This is a genomic window from Noviherbaspirillum sp. ST9, assembly GCF_048799745.1.
In the GTDB taxonomy this organism is placed as follows: Bacteria; Pseudomonadota; Gammaproteobacteria; order Burkholderiales; family Burkholderiaceae_D; genus Noviherbaspirillum.
In genome coordinates this window covers 169,165-184,837 of the sequence record NZ_JBLWFR010000010.1, presented here as the reverse complement: position 1 = coordinate 184,837, position 15,673 = coordinate 169,165, and the positions used below count along the sequence as shown (strand labels likewise).

Annotated in this window: 13 protein-coding genes; 8 read left to right on the top strand and 5 right to left on the bottom strand. The window is 60.5% G+C overall.

Going from position 1 to position 15,673, the window contains the following annotated elements; all coding sequences use genetic code 11:
* Nucleotides 1-200, top strand: a 200-nt coding sequence (locus tag ACNOHI_RS22160; protein ID WP_420476880.1) for a hypothetical protein, incomplete at its 5' end; no start/stop codon positions are given.
* Here the strand turns inward: ACNOHI_RS22160 and ACNOHI_RS22155 are convergent.
* Together ACNOHI_RS22155 and ACNOHI_RS22150 are read right to left on the bottom strand one after the other, a co-directional pair.
* Nucleotides 177-725 carry an acyloxyacyl hydrolase gene (locus ACNOHI_RS22155; protein ID WP_420476879.1) on the bottom strand — a complete coding sequence of 183 codons (549 nt, stop codon included), beginning with the start codon at nt 723-725 and terminating at the stop codon, nt 177-179. The two genes, ACNOHI_RS22160 and ACNOHI_RS22155, sit on opposite strands and share 24 nt — an antisense overlap.
* Nucleotides 726-815: 90 nt before the next feature.
* Nucleotides 816-1,706 (bottom strand): SMP-30/gluconolactonase/LRE family protein, encoded by an 891-nt coding sequence (locus tag ACNOHI_RS22150; RefSeq protein WP_420476878.1) that lies wholly within the window; start codon nt 1,704-1,706, stop codon nt 816-818.
* Nucleotides 1,707-1,771: 65 nt separating this feature from the next.
* On the opposite strand from ACNOHI_RS22150, the gene ACNOHI_RS22145 reads away from it, so the two are divergent.
* From ACNOHI_RS22145 to ACNOHI_RS22130, 4 genes are all read left to right on the top strand, one after another.
* Entirely contained in the window at nt 1,772-2,683 is a 912-nt protein-coding gene (locus ACNOHI_RS22145; RefSeq protein WP_420476877.1) for an NAD(P)-dependent oxidoreductase, read from the top strand.
* 15 nt (nt 2,684-2,698) lie between these two features.
* Nucleotides 2,699-3,691, top strand: a complete 993-nt coding sequence (locus tag ACNOHI_RS22140; RefSeq protein WP_420476876.1) for a Bug family tripartite tricarboxylate transporter substrate binding protein — start codon at nt 2,699-2,701, stop codon at nt 3,689-3,691.
* Between the two features lie 64 nt (nt 3,692-3,755).
* Nucleotides 3,756-5,528 carry an ABC transporter ATP-binding protein/permease gene (locus ACNOHI_RS22135; protein ID WP_420476875.1) on the top strand — a complete coding sequence of 591 codons (1,773 nt, stop codon included), beginning with the start codon at nt 3,756-3,758 and terminating at the stop codon, nt 5,526-5,528.
* A gap of 58 nt (nt 5,529-5,586) precedes the next feature.
* Nucleotides 5,587-6,411 carry a DUF3047 domain-containing protein gene (locus ACNOHI_RS22130; RefSeq protein WP_420476874.1) on the top strand — a complete coding sequence of 275 codons (825 nt, stop codon included), beginning with the start codon at nt 5,587-5,589 and terminating at the stop codon, nt 6,409-6,411.
* Here the strand turns inward: ACNOHI_RS22130 and ACNOHI_RS22125 are convergent.
* Nucleotides 6,388-7,413, bottom strand: coding sequence for a DUF2891 domain-containing protein (locus ACNOHI_RS22125; protein WP_420476873.1), 1,026 nt, complete (start codon nt 7,411-7,413; stop codon nt 6,388-6,390). The two genes, ACNOHI_RS22130 and ACNOHI_RS22125, sit on opposite strands and share 24 nt — an antisense overlap.
* Nucleotides 7,410-8,603 carry a M20 aminoacylase family protein gene (locus ACNOHI_RS22120; RefSeq protein WP_420476872.1) on the bottom strand — a complete coding sequence of 398 codons (1,194 nt, stop codon included), beginning with the start codon at nt 8,601-8,603 and terminating at the stop codon, nt 7,410-7,412. The genes ACNOHI_RS22125 and ACNOHI_RS22120 overlap by 4 nt, the downstream gene beginning before the upstream one ends.
* A 235-nt stretch (nt 8,604-8,838) precedes the next feature.
* Here ACNOHI_RS22120 and ACNOHI_RS22115 point away from each other — a divergent pair, with 235 nt between their 5' ends.
* The 3 genes from ACNOHI_RS22115 to ACNOHI_RS22105 all read left to right on the top strand — a co-directional run bounded on the left by ACNOHI_RS22115 (nt 8,839) and on the right by ACNOHI_RS22105 (nt 13,943).
* A complete protein-coding gene (locus ACNOHI_RS22115) occupies nt 8,839-10,911 on the top strand; it encodes a molybdopterin-containing oxidoreductase family protein (protein WP_420476871.1) in 2,073 nt (690 codons plus the stop codon).
* A gap of 6 nt (nt 10,912-10,917) precedes the next feature.
* The gene (locus ACNOHI_RS22110; protein ID WP_420476870.1) at nt 10,918-12,012 is read left to right on the top strand and encodes an aminopeptidase; all 1,095 of its coding nucleotides are present in this window, start codon (nt 10,918-10,920) and stop codon (nt 12,010-12,012) included.
* A 248-nt stretch (nt 12,013-12,260) separates the two neighbouring features.
* Entirely contained in the window at nt 12,261-13,943 is a 1,683-nt protein-coding gene (locus ACNOHI_RS22105; protein WP_420476869.1) for a long-chain fatty acid--CoA ligase, read from the top strand.
* Between the two features lie 47 nt (nt 13,944-13,990).
* Here the strand turns inward: ACNOHI_RS22105 and ACNOHI_RS22100 are convergent, their stop codons facing one another.
* Nucleotides 13,991-15,577, bottom strand: coding sequence for an alkaline phosphatase D family protein (locus ACNOHI_RS22100; protein WP_420476868.1), 1,587 nt, complete (start codon nt 15,575-15,577; stop codon nt 13,991-13,993).
* Between the last annotated feature and the right edge of the window lie 96 nt (nt 15,578-15,673).

Here is a 15,673-nt window from a genome sequence, read left to right as displayed (position 1 = left end):
CGGGTCAGTTCGCGCGCATGGCGGTAGAGTACGTGGAGAATTTGCTCCACTGCCGTCTCATCGATTCGGTAGCGGGGACCGGAAACCGTGAGCGCTCCTGCGAATTCCTGGTGGATGCCAAAGACCGCGCTGGATACGGCTGCTGCCGCGCCGACGACGCGCCTAATCCAACCGCCTTAAAACGGATAACTTACGCGTAGCAGCGCGAAATTTACGCCGTCGTTTGGTTTTTTTATGCTTGCGTTGGAGAAATGCTGAATCTTCAGGCCAACATCCGCGTTGTTTTGAAAGACGTATCCGATGCCAAGGTGGTCACCAAACTGGTAGCGTGTCGAAAGCTGCTTGTCGTTGTTATCGTAAAGCTCGGATAGCAAGTGGGCACCAATGCCTACTTCGGCGTAAAAGCCCTTCAGATCGTCGTTCTGCAATCGAAAGACCGGTGTAATGCCAAGCGACGTAATGTTCTGCGTATTGCCTGGAATGTTTCGGAACTGCTTGCCTCGCCATTGGGCGACCACCAGGTCCCAATATCCGCTGATGTGTGTGCCGTTTGAGCGCCACCACATCTGGTCCCATTTCCACTGCGCGCCAAGTCGTACCATTCTCGTCTTATCGCCCGTTCCGTATTCCACGGAAAAGGAGTCCGCCGCGAAGCTCGCCGGCGAAAGCGCGGTGAGCAGGCAGCCGATAGCGAGAACAACGGTATGTCGACGGAATTCTTTCATCCGCTATTTCCTTTCGCATGAAGCTTGAAATGACAGGATTCTATTTTACGTAAAAACTAAAATTTATCTGAATGCAAAGATTTGCATGCATTAAGGGATATAGGCATGCTCCGCACGGCCAGGCGTATCGACGCGCAGGGACAAGACATGGCCTGAAAGTGGACACGCTTTCAATTCCGCATCCGGGCGCTTATTTCTTACCGTCGTGATGTACATGGTTTGTAGATCAGGGCCACCAAAGGCTGGCATGGTTGGACAGCGGACTGGAAGGTCGATTTCGCGCAACATGTCGCCGCCCGCGGAAAGGCGCAAGAGCCTCCCGCCCTCATACATTGCACACCAATAAGAATCTTCGCTATCTACCGCCGCACCATCCGGGCGACCGCCATAGTTCTCACCCTTGTTGTTGTCGAAGATCTTGAAGACACGGCCGGCGGGCAACGAACCGGACGCAAGGTCAAAGTCATAAACGGAAATTCGGTGGGCAGAGGTATCCGCATGGTAGATCTTGCGGTTATCGTTGCTGAAGGCAAGGCCATTCGATACCGTGACAGGATTGCCTACCTTCCGAATGATGCCCCGTTCGAGGCAATACAGCGCCCCCAGTGCCTGGCTGCGATCATCCGACAGCGTACCAATCCACAGACGACCGGCAGCATCACAACGTCCATCATTAAAACGGATGCGCGACGGATCATAAGGCGCATCGATGAGCCGTCGGAGGGTGCCGCTGATGGGGTCAAGCATGGAAATTCCAGCGCGCATGGCGACAAGCAGACCACCATCGGCGCACCATGCGATGCACCCGGGCTCGGACGGCAAAGGCCAGGACGCGCGTTCACTGCGCGCGGGGTCAAAGCGATGCACCGCAAGTCCGGCGATGTCGATCCAATAGAGAACCTGTTCTGCCGGATGCCATAGAGGGCACTCTCCCAGCAGTACGCACGAATCTGGAACGACTTGTAACTCGATTGCGGGCATGAAAGTTGGTTTTTTGAGATGATGATGTCTCATTATCCGACAAACTGAATTAACAGGAGACCGACTTGAGCGCGACCGCCACGCTGCCGACCATCGCATTTCTGGGCATTGGACTGATGGGAAAACCGATGGCAACCCGTTTGTTGCAAGCGGGATTTCCCGTGGTGGCATGGAACCGTACGCTCGCCAAGGCAATGTCGCTTGAGGCAATGAACGCTGTTGTGGAGGAGCAGGTTTCTGATGCGGTAAAGCAAGCGGACATCGTGATTACGATGCTGGAGGCCGGGCCGGTTGTTCGCGACGTGCTGCAGGGCGCAGTCGGCGCGATGCGCCCAGGGACGCTTGTCGTCGACATGAGCTCGACCCAGCAATCGGAGGCGCAGGAATTTCATGCGTATTTGAAGGCGTTCGGGCTTTCGTTTATTGATGCGCCGGTTTCCGGCGGTGTCGTTGGGGCAGAAGCGGGCACTTTGGCAATTATGGCTGGCGGCGATGCTGACGACTTTGCTCGCGCTGCACCTGTGCTGAAGGTAATGGGGCGGCCGACCCTGGTTGGGCCAGCAGGGTGTGGACAGGTCGCCAAATTGTGCAACCAGTTGATCGTTGGCGGCACGTTGTGCATTGTGGCAGAGGCACTGCTGCTGGCGCAGGCCGGAGGGGCCGACCCAGTCGCCGTCCGAACCGCACTGCGCGGAGGATTTGCGGAAAGTCGAATCCTTGAGGTGCATGGCCAGCGCATGCTCGATCGCAATTTTCTCCCTGGCGGGCAGGTCAAAAGCCAGGCGAAGGATCTGGAAAATGTCCTTGTCGCAGCAGCGGCGGCAGGAGTAAGCCTGCCCGTTGCCGAACTCGTCACGCAAACCTATCGCAGTATTCTGGATGCAGTACCCCACGCGGATCAATCCGCCGCCTTGCTTGCACTGGAACGCCTCAACCCCGGCAAGCGCGTCGGAGATGCTCCGGACAAACTACCATGAGATGGAGGAGATGCGATGAAGTTGAAACACTGGTTATCCATTGTTGCTGCCGCAGTCGCCGTAGCGGGCAGCGGTGCTGTTTTCGCCCAGGCATATCCAAATAAGCCCGTCAAACTTGTCGTGCCGTTTCCGCCGGGCGGCACGACGGATATTCTTGCGCGCGCGGTGGGCGGTGAACTATCGAAAGCGTGGGGACAACAGGTCATCATCGATAACCGTCCGGGCGCTGGAGGCAACATCGGGTCGGAAATCGTAGCGAAGTCACCGCCGGACGGCTATACCCTGCTGATGGGAACCGTGGGGACCCACGCGATCAACCAGTCACTGTATTCGAAGCTGCCCTTCGATCCGATCAAGGATTTCGCGCCGGTGTCGCTGGTCGCGGCGGTGCCTAACGTCCTCGTCCTGAATGCTGCGCTGGCGGAGAAGAACAAGATCACGGATGTAAAAAGCTTCATCGACTACGTGAAGGCCAATCCTGGCCGATTGAACATGGCGTCGAGCGGTAACGGGACGTCCATTCATCTCGCCGGGGAGCTTTTCAAGACGCAGACGAAAACCTTCATGGTGCACATTCCATACCGCGGCTCGGCGCCGGCGATTACGGATCTGCTCGGTGGTCAGGCCGACCTGATGTTCGATAATCTGCCGTCGGCCATGCCATACATCAAGGCTGGGCGGCTGAAGGCGCTGGGGGTGACGAGCGCGAAGCCTTCGCCTGCGCTGCCCGACGTTCCTCCCATCGCAGCAGTGGGCGGTGACCTGACAGGCTTTGAGGCGAGCTCCTGGTTCGGCATCCTGGCGCCGGCCGGTACGCCGCCGGACATCGTGAACAAGGTGCAGCAGGAAATTGCCAAGGCGTTGTCCAGCCCGGCGGTCAAGGAAAAACTCGTGGCGCAGGGCGCGGATCCGGTCGGAAATACGCCCGAGCAATTCGCTGCCCATATCCAGGCCGAGACCCGGAAATGGGCCAAGGTCGTCAAGGATTCCGGCGCGAAGGTCGACTGATCCTGCATCCAGGCCGGTGATGTCTTGAGCGGCATCGCCGGCATTCCCCGAATACCTATTTTTTATGACAGCCACTGTTCATGTGCGCACCGATTGGCGCGCGGTATGGCATCTGATCAAACCGTACTGGAGTTCCGAAGAGAAATGGCGCGCACGCGGCCTGCTGGCTGCGGTCATCGCGCTCGCGCTGGGCATGGTGTACCTCGATGTGCTTTTCAATGCGTGGAACCGAGACTTCTATAACGCGCTGGAAAACAAGGAATACGACGCCTTCAAGGAACAGCTCTGGCGTTTCTCCTACCTCGCCTTCATTTACATTGCGGTGGCGATTTACCGCGTGTACCTGACCCAGGCGCTTGAAATGCGCTGGCGCGCGTGGATGACGCGGCAGTACCTCGATGAGTGGCTGGCCAATCAGGCCTATTACCGGATTGAACAGACGCGCAGCGCGGACAACCCCGACCAGCGCATCGCCGAAGACCTGAACTTCCTGACCAGTGGCACGCTGACGCTGTCGCTCGGGCTACTGTCGGCGGTCGTCACGCTGGTGTCCTTCGTCGGCATCTTGTGGTCGGTGAGCGGGCCCTTGTCGTTCATGCTCGGCGCGCAGGAGATCACTGTTCCCGGCTACATGGTCTGGTTTGCGGTGGCGTACGCGCTCATCGGATCAATGCTGGTATGGGTGATCGGCAAACCGCTGGTGCTGCAGAACTTCAACCAGCAGCGATACGAAGCCGACTTCCGCTTTGGTCTGGTACGTATTCGTGAATATGCGGAGGCCGTTGCGCTGTACCGAGGCGAAACACAGGAACAATCGCAGCTGGACGGGCGCTTTGAAAAGATCCGCCGCAACTGGTGGGAGATCATGCGCACGACGAAGCGGCTTAACGTCGCATCCAATTTTTACGCACAGTTCGCCATCATTTTTCCCTTCCTTGTCGGGGCGCCGCGCTATTTCTCCGGCGCGATCACCCTGGGCGGACTGATGCAGATCAGCTCCGCCTTCGGGCATGTGCAGGAGGCGCTTTCCTGGTTCATCAATGCGTTCAGTTCGCTGGCGAGCTGGAAGGCCAGCGTCAACCGTCTCGCCGGATTCCATGCTGCCGTCACGTCCGCCCGCACGCAAAGTTCAGGTATTGGCGTGGCACGCAACAACGTTGGCGCCATCCTGCTGGACGAGGTGGCGTTGCATCTGCCGGTCGGAGCGCCGCTGACGACGCCGATCTCTGGCGAGGTGAGGGTGGGGCAGCGCATCCTTGTCACCGGGCCTTCCGGTTGCGGCAAGTCGACCCTGTTCCGGGCGCTGGCCGGCATCTGGCCCTACGGGGCGGGAAGCGTTGAGATTCCGACTCAGGCAAAGCTGCTTTTCCTGCCGCAAAAGAGTTACCTGCCAATCGGTACGCTGCGCGCCGCGATTGCCTATCCCGCCGAGGAGCGGGCCTACAAGGATCGCGCCATCGGGCATTACCTGGAACTGTGCATGCTGCCGCACTTGGTGGAAAAGCTGGATGATGCCGATAACTGGAGCCAGCGTCTGTCGCCCGGCGAGCAGCAAAGGCTGGCGTTTGTGCGCGCGCTTCTCATGCGGCCGGACGTGCTGTTCCTGGACGAAGCGACCAGTGCGCTCGATCCGGATTCCGAAGCGACCTTGTACGAAGTCGTTCTGCGCGAACTGCCGGACGCGGCGCTGGTCAGCATCGCGCATCGCGAGGCGGTGGCGAAATACCACGGAATCCGTTGGCAGTTTGTCCATGAAAATCAAGCTTTGGACAGGTTAGCGCACGCTACGGGGATGCCACGCTATACAATTCGAGCATCTCAACTTTCCAGCCCGTAACTGGGCCGGCGCGACGCACATGTGACTCATGTCGATCGCAAGACAGGATTGGATCGACATGAAACGCTTCGTCATTCCGCTCGGAATGCTGCTGTCCCTGGCTGGCTGCGCTTCGCAACAGGCATCCGTCAAACCGGAGGCGACTGCAGCACGCGCGCAAGTGGAGTCGACACTCTCGGTTTTCTCCTCCAATCCCGTCGGTGGCCTCCCCCAAGGCTGGGAGCCGATGATCCTGCTCCGAAACAAGAAGCAAACCCTGTACGAACTGGTGACCAAGGACAACGCGACGGTGCTGCATGCACGCGCCGACAGTGCGTCGTCCGGGCTCATGCACAAGGTCGACATCAACGCGGAGCAGCAGCCCTGGCTGCACTGGAGCTGGCAGATTACCAGCCTGGTCAATTCGGCGGACAACACCAAACGCGCGACCGAGGATTCACCGGTGCGCGTCATCCTGGGATTCGATGGCGACAAGGACACGATGCCTTTCACCGATCAGGTGCTGTTCGAGACGGCGCGCGTGATGACGGGCTACGAGTTCCCGTATGCGACGCTGATGTACATCTGGGAAAACAACAAGCCGACCGGCACGGTGATCGGCAGCACCTACACCAGCCGCATCAAGATGATGGTCGCCGAAAGCGGATCGGATGGGATCGGCGAGTGGCGCAATTTCGCGCGTAATATCGTTGAGGATTTCGAGAAGGCGTACGGCGAAAAACCGGGACGCCTGATCGGCGTGGGCGTGCTCACCGACACCGACAATACCGGCGAATCGGCGGAAGCGTGGTATGGCGATATCCAGCTGCTGCGCGAACGCTTTGCGCACCACGCCGGCCCCGGCGCGGCGCAGCCCTCCTTATCCCTCAGTCAGCGCAAGTAAGGCGAAACTCGCCAGCCAGTGCGTCCCGGCGTAATCGCCGCTCACGGTGCCGGGCAGCGAGGCATCGAGATGCGCTTCGATCGCCGCATCGACCCGTGCGCGCAACGTCGCATCGAGCTGCGGGCGTATCGTCTTCCAGCACCACGCGCGCGACAGATTGACGCCGTCCAGATGGACCAGCTTGGGATCGCTGCGGTCGGCCACGCTTACCGGCAGAAGCCAGGTCGCCAAGTCATTCTGCAAAGGGCAGAACAACTCCCACCAGTCCGCATAACTGCAGCCGTCGACCAGCCGCAGCATGAGTGCCGCTTCCACCAGACCCGCCGACAGGAAATCGTCGCCGCCGGGTTCGTACGCGGCAGGATAGCGTCGGTCACGGCCGAACCATGCGCTTGCCTTGCCAGCAACCAGGCGGCGCAGGGCCAGGTGCTGGACCGCGTCTGCATAATCCAGCGCCAGTATCAGGCTGAAGGCGCTGTTGGCGTGCGTCCCGGCGCGCACGGGGTACTGCGCCAGCGGCAGGAATTCCTGGAAGCCATCGACGACGGCGTCGGCGAGCGGCTGGAGATTGTCCCGCCACTTGGCCGCGCTTTCATCCGATGCAGCGAGCCTATGAAGCTCGGCCTGTAGCTTCAATAGCCACGCCCAGCCGTAGGGGCGTTCGAACGTACGGCGTGCCGAATGCCTCAAATAGGACGCTTCAATGGCGATATTTTCCGCGCTGAAGTGCAGGTCAAACACCTCATGCACCTGTGTGCGCTCGTCAAGCTCGGGAACGTAGCGCAACAGCCGCGCCAGCAGCCAGTGCATGTGCACGCTCGAATGCCAGTCGTAACTGCCATAGAAAGCCGGGTGCAACTCGCGCGGAGCGCGCAGGTCGGCGCCGTTCGTCAGAAGATGATCCGGTTTGTTGGGATACTCGCGCAGGACGTTTTCAAGGGCGACGCGTGCGAAAGGCGACGCGTATTGCGTCAGGGAATGGCATCTCTTCGCTGTCGTCATCCCTTTGCCAGCCACGCCTCTGCGACGCGTACCCAATAGGTCGCGCCGATCGGCAGCAGGTCGTCGTTGAAGTCATAGCTCGGGTTGTGCAGGTTGCACGGCCCCAGTCCATGACCGCTGTCGCGGTGGTTGCCTTCGCCATTGCCGATGAATACGTAGCAGCCCGGCTTTTCCTGCAGCATGAAGGCGAAATCCTCCGCCCCCATGGTCGGCTCGACTTGGGCATCGACCCTGTCAGGACCGACGATAGAGCGCATGACATCGACAGCAAAGGCCGTTTCCTTCGCATGGTTCACCAGCGGCGGATAGTTGCGCTTGAATTGGAAATCCACAGTGGCATCGAAGGCCGCCGCGGTATGTTCGGCGATTGCCTGCATGCGCTGCTCCATCACGTCCAGCGTCGGCGTCGTGAAGGTGCGCACCGTGCCGACCAGCATTGCTTCGTCGGGAATGATGTTCGTCGCGCTGCCGGCATGGATCTGCGTAATCGACAGCACGGCCGAGTCGAGCGGGTTCCTGTTACGCGTGACAATGGTTTGCCAGCTTTGCGCAATCTGCACCGCCACCATGATGGGATCGATACCTTTGTGCGGTTGCGCGGCGTGCGCGCCCTTGCCCTTGACGATGACTTCGAATTCATTTGACGAGGCCATCATCGGCCCCGCCGTGACGCCGAAAGTGCCAACGGGAACGCCGGGCCAGTTGTGCATGCCGAACACCGCCTCCATCGGACATTCCCTGAACAGGCCGTCTTCCATCATGCGACGCGCGCCGCCGCCGCCTTCTTCCGCAGGTTGGAAAATCAGGTACACGGTGCCGTCGAAATTGCGATGCTGCGACAGGTAGCGTGCCGCCCCGAGCAGCATCGCGACATGTCCGTCGTGTCCGCACGCGTGCATCTTGCCAGCGTGTCGGGAGGCATGCGGAAACGTGTTGATTTCCTGTACGGGCAGGGCATCCATGTCGGCGCGCAGGCCAACGGCGCGCTGACTCGTACCATTCCTGATGATGCCGACAACGCCGGTCGTGCCCATGCCGCGGATGACGGGAATGCCCCAGTCGGTCAGTTTTTGCGCGACAAGTTCGGCAGTGCGGCGTTCTTCGAAACAGAGTTCCGGATGCGCATGGATGTCGCGTCGGATCTGGCGCAGTTCGGATTGGAATTCGAGAATCGGGTCGATCAACTTCATGTTTTGCCTCCGGGAGCGCATGCTCGGGATGTGATAAAGCGATTATTGCTTTGCGGCATGCGAGCGGCCTGCGATATAGGTATATTACGCTTAGGCCGAGAGGGTATATTTTAACTACTGCAAACGCGGCTGCGGCATGGAATTATGCTGCGGTGCACGCGAGCGGCTCCTACCAAACTTTTATTCCGCCGGACACCTGCCACGAGCGACTGTCCAGCGGCTTTTCGGATGTGTTATGACCACTTCAATTGTCCGCGCCACCTGTCCCCATGATTGTCCCGATACCTGCGCACTCCTCGTCACTGTAGAGGACGGCGTCGCCGTCCAGGTGAAGGGCGATCCCGATCATCCCACCACCGCCGGTGTGCTTTGTACAAAGGTATCAAAGTACACCGAGCGCACGTACCACAAGGACCGCCTGCTGCACCCAATGAAACGCGTCGGACGGAAGGGCGAGGGACGCTTCGAACGCATTACCTGGGAAGAGGCGCTCGACGCGATCGCGTCGCGCCTGAAGGACATTGCCGCACGCAATCCCCAGGCGGTCGTGCCCTACAGCTACGCCGGGACCATGGGACTGGTGCAGGGCGAGTCGATGGCGGCGCGCTTTTTCCACAAGCTGGGCGCTTCGCTGCTTGACCGCACCATTTGCGCGTCCGCTGGCGGGGAAGGCTACAAGTACACGATCGGCGCGCGCATCGGCACCGACGTCGAGCAATTCCAGAATGCCAAACTGATCCTGATCTGGGGAGGTAACCCGATTGCGTCCAACCTGCACTTCTGGATGCGCGCGCAGGAGGCAAAGCGGCGTGGCGCGAAGCTGATCGCCATCGATCCCTATCGTTCCCTCACTGCCGAAAAGTGCCACCAGCACATCGCGCTGCTGCCCGGTACCGATTCTGCGCTTGCGCTTGGCATGATGCATGTGCTGATCGCCGAAGACTTGCTGGACAAGGAGTACGTTGAACAGCACACGCTGGGCTTCGACCAGCTCAAGCAGCGTGCCGCCGAGTGGACGCCGGAGAGGACCGCGCAGACCTGCGGGATCACTGCGGAGGAAGTCGTCCAGCTTGCACGCGAATACGGCGGCGCGGCGAAGCGTGGAGAACCCGTTGCGATCCGCGTGAACTACGGTGTCCAGCGCGTCCACGGCGGCGGCATGGCAGTGCGCAACATCGCGTGCCTGCCGGGGCTGGTTGGGGCATGGCGGCATGCGGCGGGCGGCATCCAGCTCTCGTCGTCCGACACCTTCCCCAAGAATCCGCACGCATTGCAGCGCCCCGACTTGCTGCAACAGCAACCGCGCACCATCAACATGAGCACCATCGGCGATGCGCTGCTGCGAGACAGCTCGCCGGAGTTCGGGCCGAAGATTGAGGCCCTCATCGTGTACAACTCGAATCCCGTTGCAGTGGCGCCGGAATCGCCGAAAGTCGCGCAAGGATTTGCGCGCGAGGACTTGTTCACCGTCGTGCTGGAGCACTTTCAGACGGATACCGCCGACTATGCCGACATCGTCCTGCCGGCGACCACGCAGCTTGAGCACGTCGATATCCATTCGACGTATGGCCATCTTTACATGATGGCAAACAATGCCGCAATTGCTCCGCTCGGCGAGGCCAAGGCGAATACCGAAGTCTTCCGCCTGCTTGCCGCGCGGATGGGCTTCGACGATCCCTGCTTCCGCGAGAGCGACGACGAGATCGCCGCCCAGGCCTTCAAGCGCAACGATGTGCGGGCCGTGCATTTCGACTGGGACTCGCTCAAGCGCAAGGGATGGCAGAAGCTCAACGCGCCCGATGCGCCCTTTGCCAACGGCGGTTTCCCCACGCCTTCTGGCAAGTGCGAGTTCTATTCCGAACAGATGAAGGCGGCCGGCCTTGATCCTTTGCCTACGTATATTCCGCCGCACGAATCGGTGGCCAGCAATCCGGCGTTAGGAAAAAAATATCCCCTCGCCATGATTTCTCCTCCCGCAAGGAACTTTCTTAACAGCACCTTCGTCAATGTGCAGAGTCTGCGCGATACGGAAGGCGAGCCGCATCTTGACATGCATCCTTCCGACGCGAGCGAACGCGGCATCGACGATGGGAATATGGTCAGGATTTTCAATGACCGCGGTTCCTACGTCGCCAAGGTCCGCGTGACAGACAAAGCACGGCGCGGGCTGGTGGTGGGATTGTCGATCTGGTGGAAGAAGTTTGCCGCCGATGGCAAGAACGCCAATGAAGTCACCAGCCAGCAGCTGACCGATATGGGCAAGGCGCCAACGTTTTATGACGTACTGGTGCAGGTGGAAAAAGCGTAGGCAGGAATGAAGATGAAGTGGCGGGCGTTGATCTTTTTCGGTATGGCGGGACTGGTTGCGGGATGCGCGCAGCTTGGATATTTCGTGCAGGCCGCGCAAGGGCAACTGTCCCTGCTCTCCGAAGCGCGTCCGATCGACGACTGGCTCTCCAGTCCGGATGTCGAGGACAAGCTCAAAGGCAAGCTCACGCGCGTCAAGCAGATCCGCCAGTTCGCCGCACGCGAGCTCGCCTTGCCCGACAATGACACCTTCACCACCTACGCCGACCTCAAGCGTCCCTTCGTGATGTGGAACATCGTGGCCACGCCGGAGTTGTCGCTGAAGCCCCTGCAGTGGTGCTTCCCGGTGGCCGGCTGCGTGAACTATCGCGGCTACTACAGCAAGGAAGACGCGCAATCCTATGCGGCGGAGCTGCGTGCCGAGAAGTACGACGTGGAAGTATCGGGCGTGCCGGCGTATTCGACGCTCGGCTGGTTCAAGGACCCGGTGCTCTCCACGTTCATCCAGTATCCCGACGGCGAACTCGCGCGCCTCGTGTTCCATGAACTCGCGCACCAGGTCGTGTATGTGGCGGGTGACTCGCGCTTCAACGAATCGTTTGCGGTAGCAGTGGAAGAGGCCGGCGTCGAGCGCTGGATGGCCGTGTACGGCGACGAAAAAACACGCAGGGCCTACGCGGCCTACGAAGGCCGCAAGCGCGACTTCCTCGCCCTGCTGATGAAGCACCGCAAACAGCTGCAGGAGAACTACGAGCGCGACGTCAGCGATGACGAGAAGCGCCAGGAGAAGGCGTCGATCTTCAAGTCGCTGAAGGACGAGTACCTGGTCCTGAAGGAATCGTGGGGCGGATACTCGGGCTATGACCGCTGGTTCGCGGAGCCGCTCTCGAATGCCCACCTGTCGGCCATCGCGACGTATCACGACTTCGTCCCCGGCTTCAAGGCGATGCTGGCCAAGCAGAAGACCCTGGATAAATTCTATGACGCGGTCCGGCAGCTTGCGACGTTGGATAAGGATGAACGTCATCGCCAGCTGGCGCAGTTCGGAAACGTGACACCGCTCACCGCGGAAAATGTCCATGTGACGGAGCAGGCCCAATAAACCGCCTTCCCCGGACCCAAAAAATGACAACGCGACCCTCGGTGGTCGCGTTGTCATTTTTGGCGCTGTACCGTCAATTCTTTGCTGCGTTGCAATACGCCATTTATAGAAAAACCACTCTGATCTTGTCTAAAAGACTTGCCAGTAATCGCTGCCCCCGATAGCATCTAAGATGATAAAAAAAACCGGTCGTTCGATTATTTCGCGAGGGCCGAAACCATCCCACCTATCAAGACAAGAGGCAGACAATGGAAAAAATTTGGCTGAAGTCCTATCCCGAGGGCGTTCCGTCCGAGATCGACTACACCCAGTACCGCTCGCTGGTGCACCTGCTGGAAGAATCCTTCCGCAAGTTCGCGACCCGCAATGCCTATGTCTGCATGGACAAGTTCCTGACGTACGCGGACGTCGACCAGTATTCCAAGCAGCTCGGCGCATGGCTGCAGGGCCGCGGCCTGAAGAAGGGCGCGCGCGTGGCCATCATGATGCCGAACGTGCTGCAGTACCCGGTCGCCATCGCCGGTGTCCTGCGCGCCGGCTACACCGTCGTCAACGTCAATCCGCTCTATACGCCGCGCGAGCTCGAACACCAGCTCAACGATTCGGGCGCGGAAGCCATCATCATCCTCGAGAACTTCGCCCACACGCTGGAGCAGGTGATCGGCAAGACCAAGGTCAAGCATGTCGTCGTCGCCAGCATGGGTGAGATGCTGGGCGGCGTGAAGGGTGCGATCGTCAACTTCGTCGTACGCAACGTGAAGAAGATGGTGCCGGCTTTCTCCCTGCCGAACGCGACCCGCTTCAAGCAGGCGCTGTCGGAAGGCGCGCGCGGCGCGCTCAAGCCGGTCGACCTCAGGCACGAAGACATCGCCTTCCTGCAGTACACCGGCGGCACCACGGGTGTGTCGAAGGGCGCCACGCTCACGCATGCCAACATCATCGCCAACGTACTGCAGAACGATGCATGGGCGCAGCCGGCACTGAAGGCCGAACCGAAGATCGACCCGCTGACCATCGTCTGCGCGCTGCCGCTGTACCACATCTTCGCGCTGACGGCCTGCTGCCTGATGGGCACGCGCTGGGGCGCGATGAACATCCTGATCCCGAATCCGCGTGACATCCCCGGCTTCGTGAAGGAACTCGGCAAGTACAAGTTCAACCTGCTGCCCGCGGTGAACACCCTCTACAACGGCCTGCTCAACAATGCCGACTTCTGCAAGCTCGACTTCTCCAGCCTGAAGATCTGCAACGGCGGCGGCATGGCGGTGCAGAAAGCGGTGGCGGACAAGTGGCTGAAGGTCACCGGCTGCCCGATCGTGGAAGGTTACGGCCTGTCCGAAACTTCGCCGTCGGCCACCATCAACCCGGCGACCGCGACCGAATTTTCCGGCGCGATCGGCTTGCCGATTCCTTCCACCGAAATCGCGATCCTCGACGACGACGGCAAGCCTGTTCCGCTCGGCCAGCCTGGCGAAATTGGCATCCGTGGCCCGCAGGTGATGGTCGGTTACTGGAACCGTCCTGATGAAACCGCCAAGGTCATGACGCCGGAAGGCTTCTTCAAGTCGGGCGACGTCGGCATCATGGACGAGCGCGGCTATGTGCGCATCGTCGATCGCAAGAAGGACATGATCCTGGTGTCCGGCTTCAATGTGTATCCGAACGAGATCGAAGGCGTGGTGGCGGCCCATCCGGGCGTGCTGGAGTGCGCTTGCATTGGCGTGCCGGATGCCAATTCGGGCGAGGCCGTGAAGCTGTTCGTTGTTCGCAAGGATCCGTCGCTGACGGTCGACCAGTTGATGAACTACTGCAAGGAACAGTTCACCGGCTACAAGAAGCCGAAGTACATCGAGTTCCGCGACGAACTGCCGAAGACCAACGTCGGCAAGATCCTGCGCCGCGAGCTGCGCGACGAGAAGAAGGCCGCCTGATCCGAAGTGCTTCCAATAAAAACCGCCTGCGAGCCAGGCGGTTTTTTTTATCCGTTGCGGACGACGCCGGGCCGACCGTTTTCGACAACGAAACTGGCGACGGTCGAGACGCCCGAATCCGCGGCACGAACATCATCCAGCGCCTGAAACCGCACTGCAGTTCCTGACGGTTTCACTTCCATCATTGCATAGCCGCGACGGTCGCTGCGTCCGTACTTGATGTGCGGATTCTGCGCGACGTACTGGTCGATGCGTGACTGCGGGCGCGAATTGGACGTCACCGAGGTGCCGCAGAACTCGGTGGCAATCACCGGGTTTGCCGCCGAGACCTTCCGGGAAAAATCGGCCCGGACATCGGCGGCGTAAAAGGTGTGCACATCGCCCGAAATGACGACCGGATTGGCGACCTCATGCTTTGCCAAGCCGTCGAGCAGACGCTTGCGCGCGGCCGGATAACCATCCCAACCGTCGTTCCAGAAACGGCCGTCGCCCTCGTTGATGACCGGGACCTGTGACGCCTGCGCCATGAAGGTCTGCTGCGCGAGAATGTTCCAGCGTGCCGATGACGACGCAAAACCTTCCATCAGCCACGCTTCCTGTTCCTGCCCGAGCAGCGTACGCGCGGGATCGGAAAGTTCGGCGCAATCCCATGTCACGGACCCAGAGCCGCCGCGGTCCGTACGCTGGCATGCGTGATAGGAGCGGTACTGGCGATCATCCAGCACATGGAATCGCGCCAGGCGTCCCCAATCGACACGGTCATAAATCCGCAGGTGCGCAAATCGTTGCGGGCCTTCAGGGAGTGTCGAGAGCCGCACCGGCATATGCTCATAAAAAGCCTGGTAGGCCGCCGCACGGCGCGCGAGGAAATGCGTGTCGAGCCGTTCGTCGCGGTCGTTGGCGTAGTCGTTCGCCACTTCATGATCGTCCCACGTGACGATCCAAGGCGCAGCAAGATGCGATGCCTGCAGATGGGGATCGGACTTGTACTGCGCATAGCGCGCGCGGTAATCCGCAAGCGTGAGCGACTCGTTGCTGCGCCGGCGTGGCGAAGCAGGGTGGGCAAGTTCGTAGGCGCCCCACTCGTAAATGTAGTCGCCAAGGAATGCGACCAGGTCCGGCGCTTCTGCCGCAATGTGACGGTGCGCCGCATACTGGCCGAACTCCCAGTGCTGGCATGACGCGAATGCAAGGCGCAATGAGGTCGGCATCGAATCGGCCGCCGGTGCAGTGCGCGTACGGCCGACCGGGCTTACGGCATCGCCGAGCATGAATCGGTACCAATACCAGCGATCAGGGCGCAGGCCAGCGGCGTCGACGTGGATGCTGTGCGCCAGTTCGGGCAGCGCCGTTGCATTGCCTTTTGCCGCGACATGGCGGAAGGCCTCATCCTCCGCGATCTCCCAACGCACCGAATACGGCTGCGTGCCCGACGACTGGGCGTCGAGCGGATCGGGAAGGATGCGCGTCCAGAGGACGACGCTGTCCGGCCTGGGCGAGCCGGATGCCACGCCGAGGCTGAACGGGTAGGCACTGGCGCGCGTAGACGCCTGGGAAGGGAAGGCCGACGATAGCGCGGCGAGGGAAAGGAGCCGCGCCGAAAGGGTGAGGAAGCTTCTGCGGTCAGGATGCATGGCGAAGTCGGGGACGGAAACGGCACCTGCGCAGGCATGAACCGTTCCGTGGGTTGCCAGTCAAATCAGGAGCGCAACGTGTTGTTGCAGGGAATG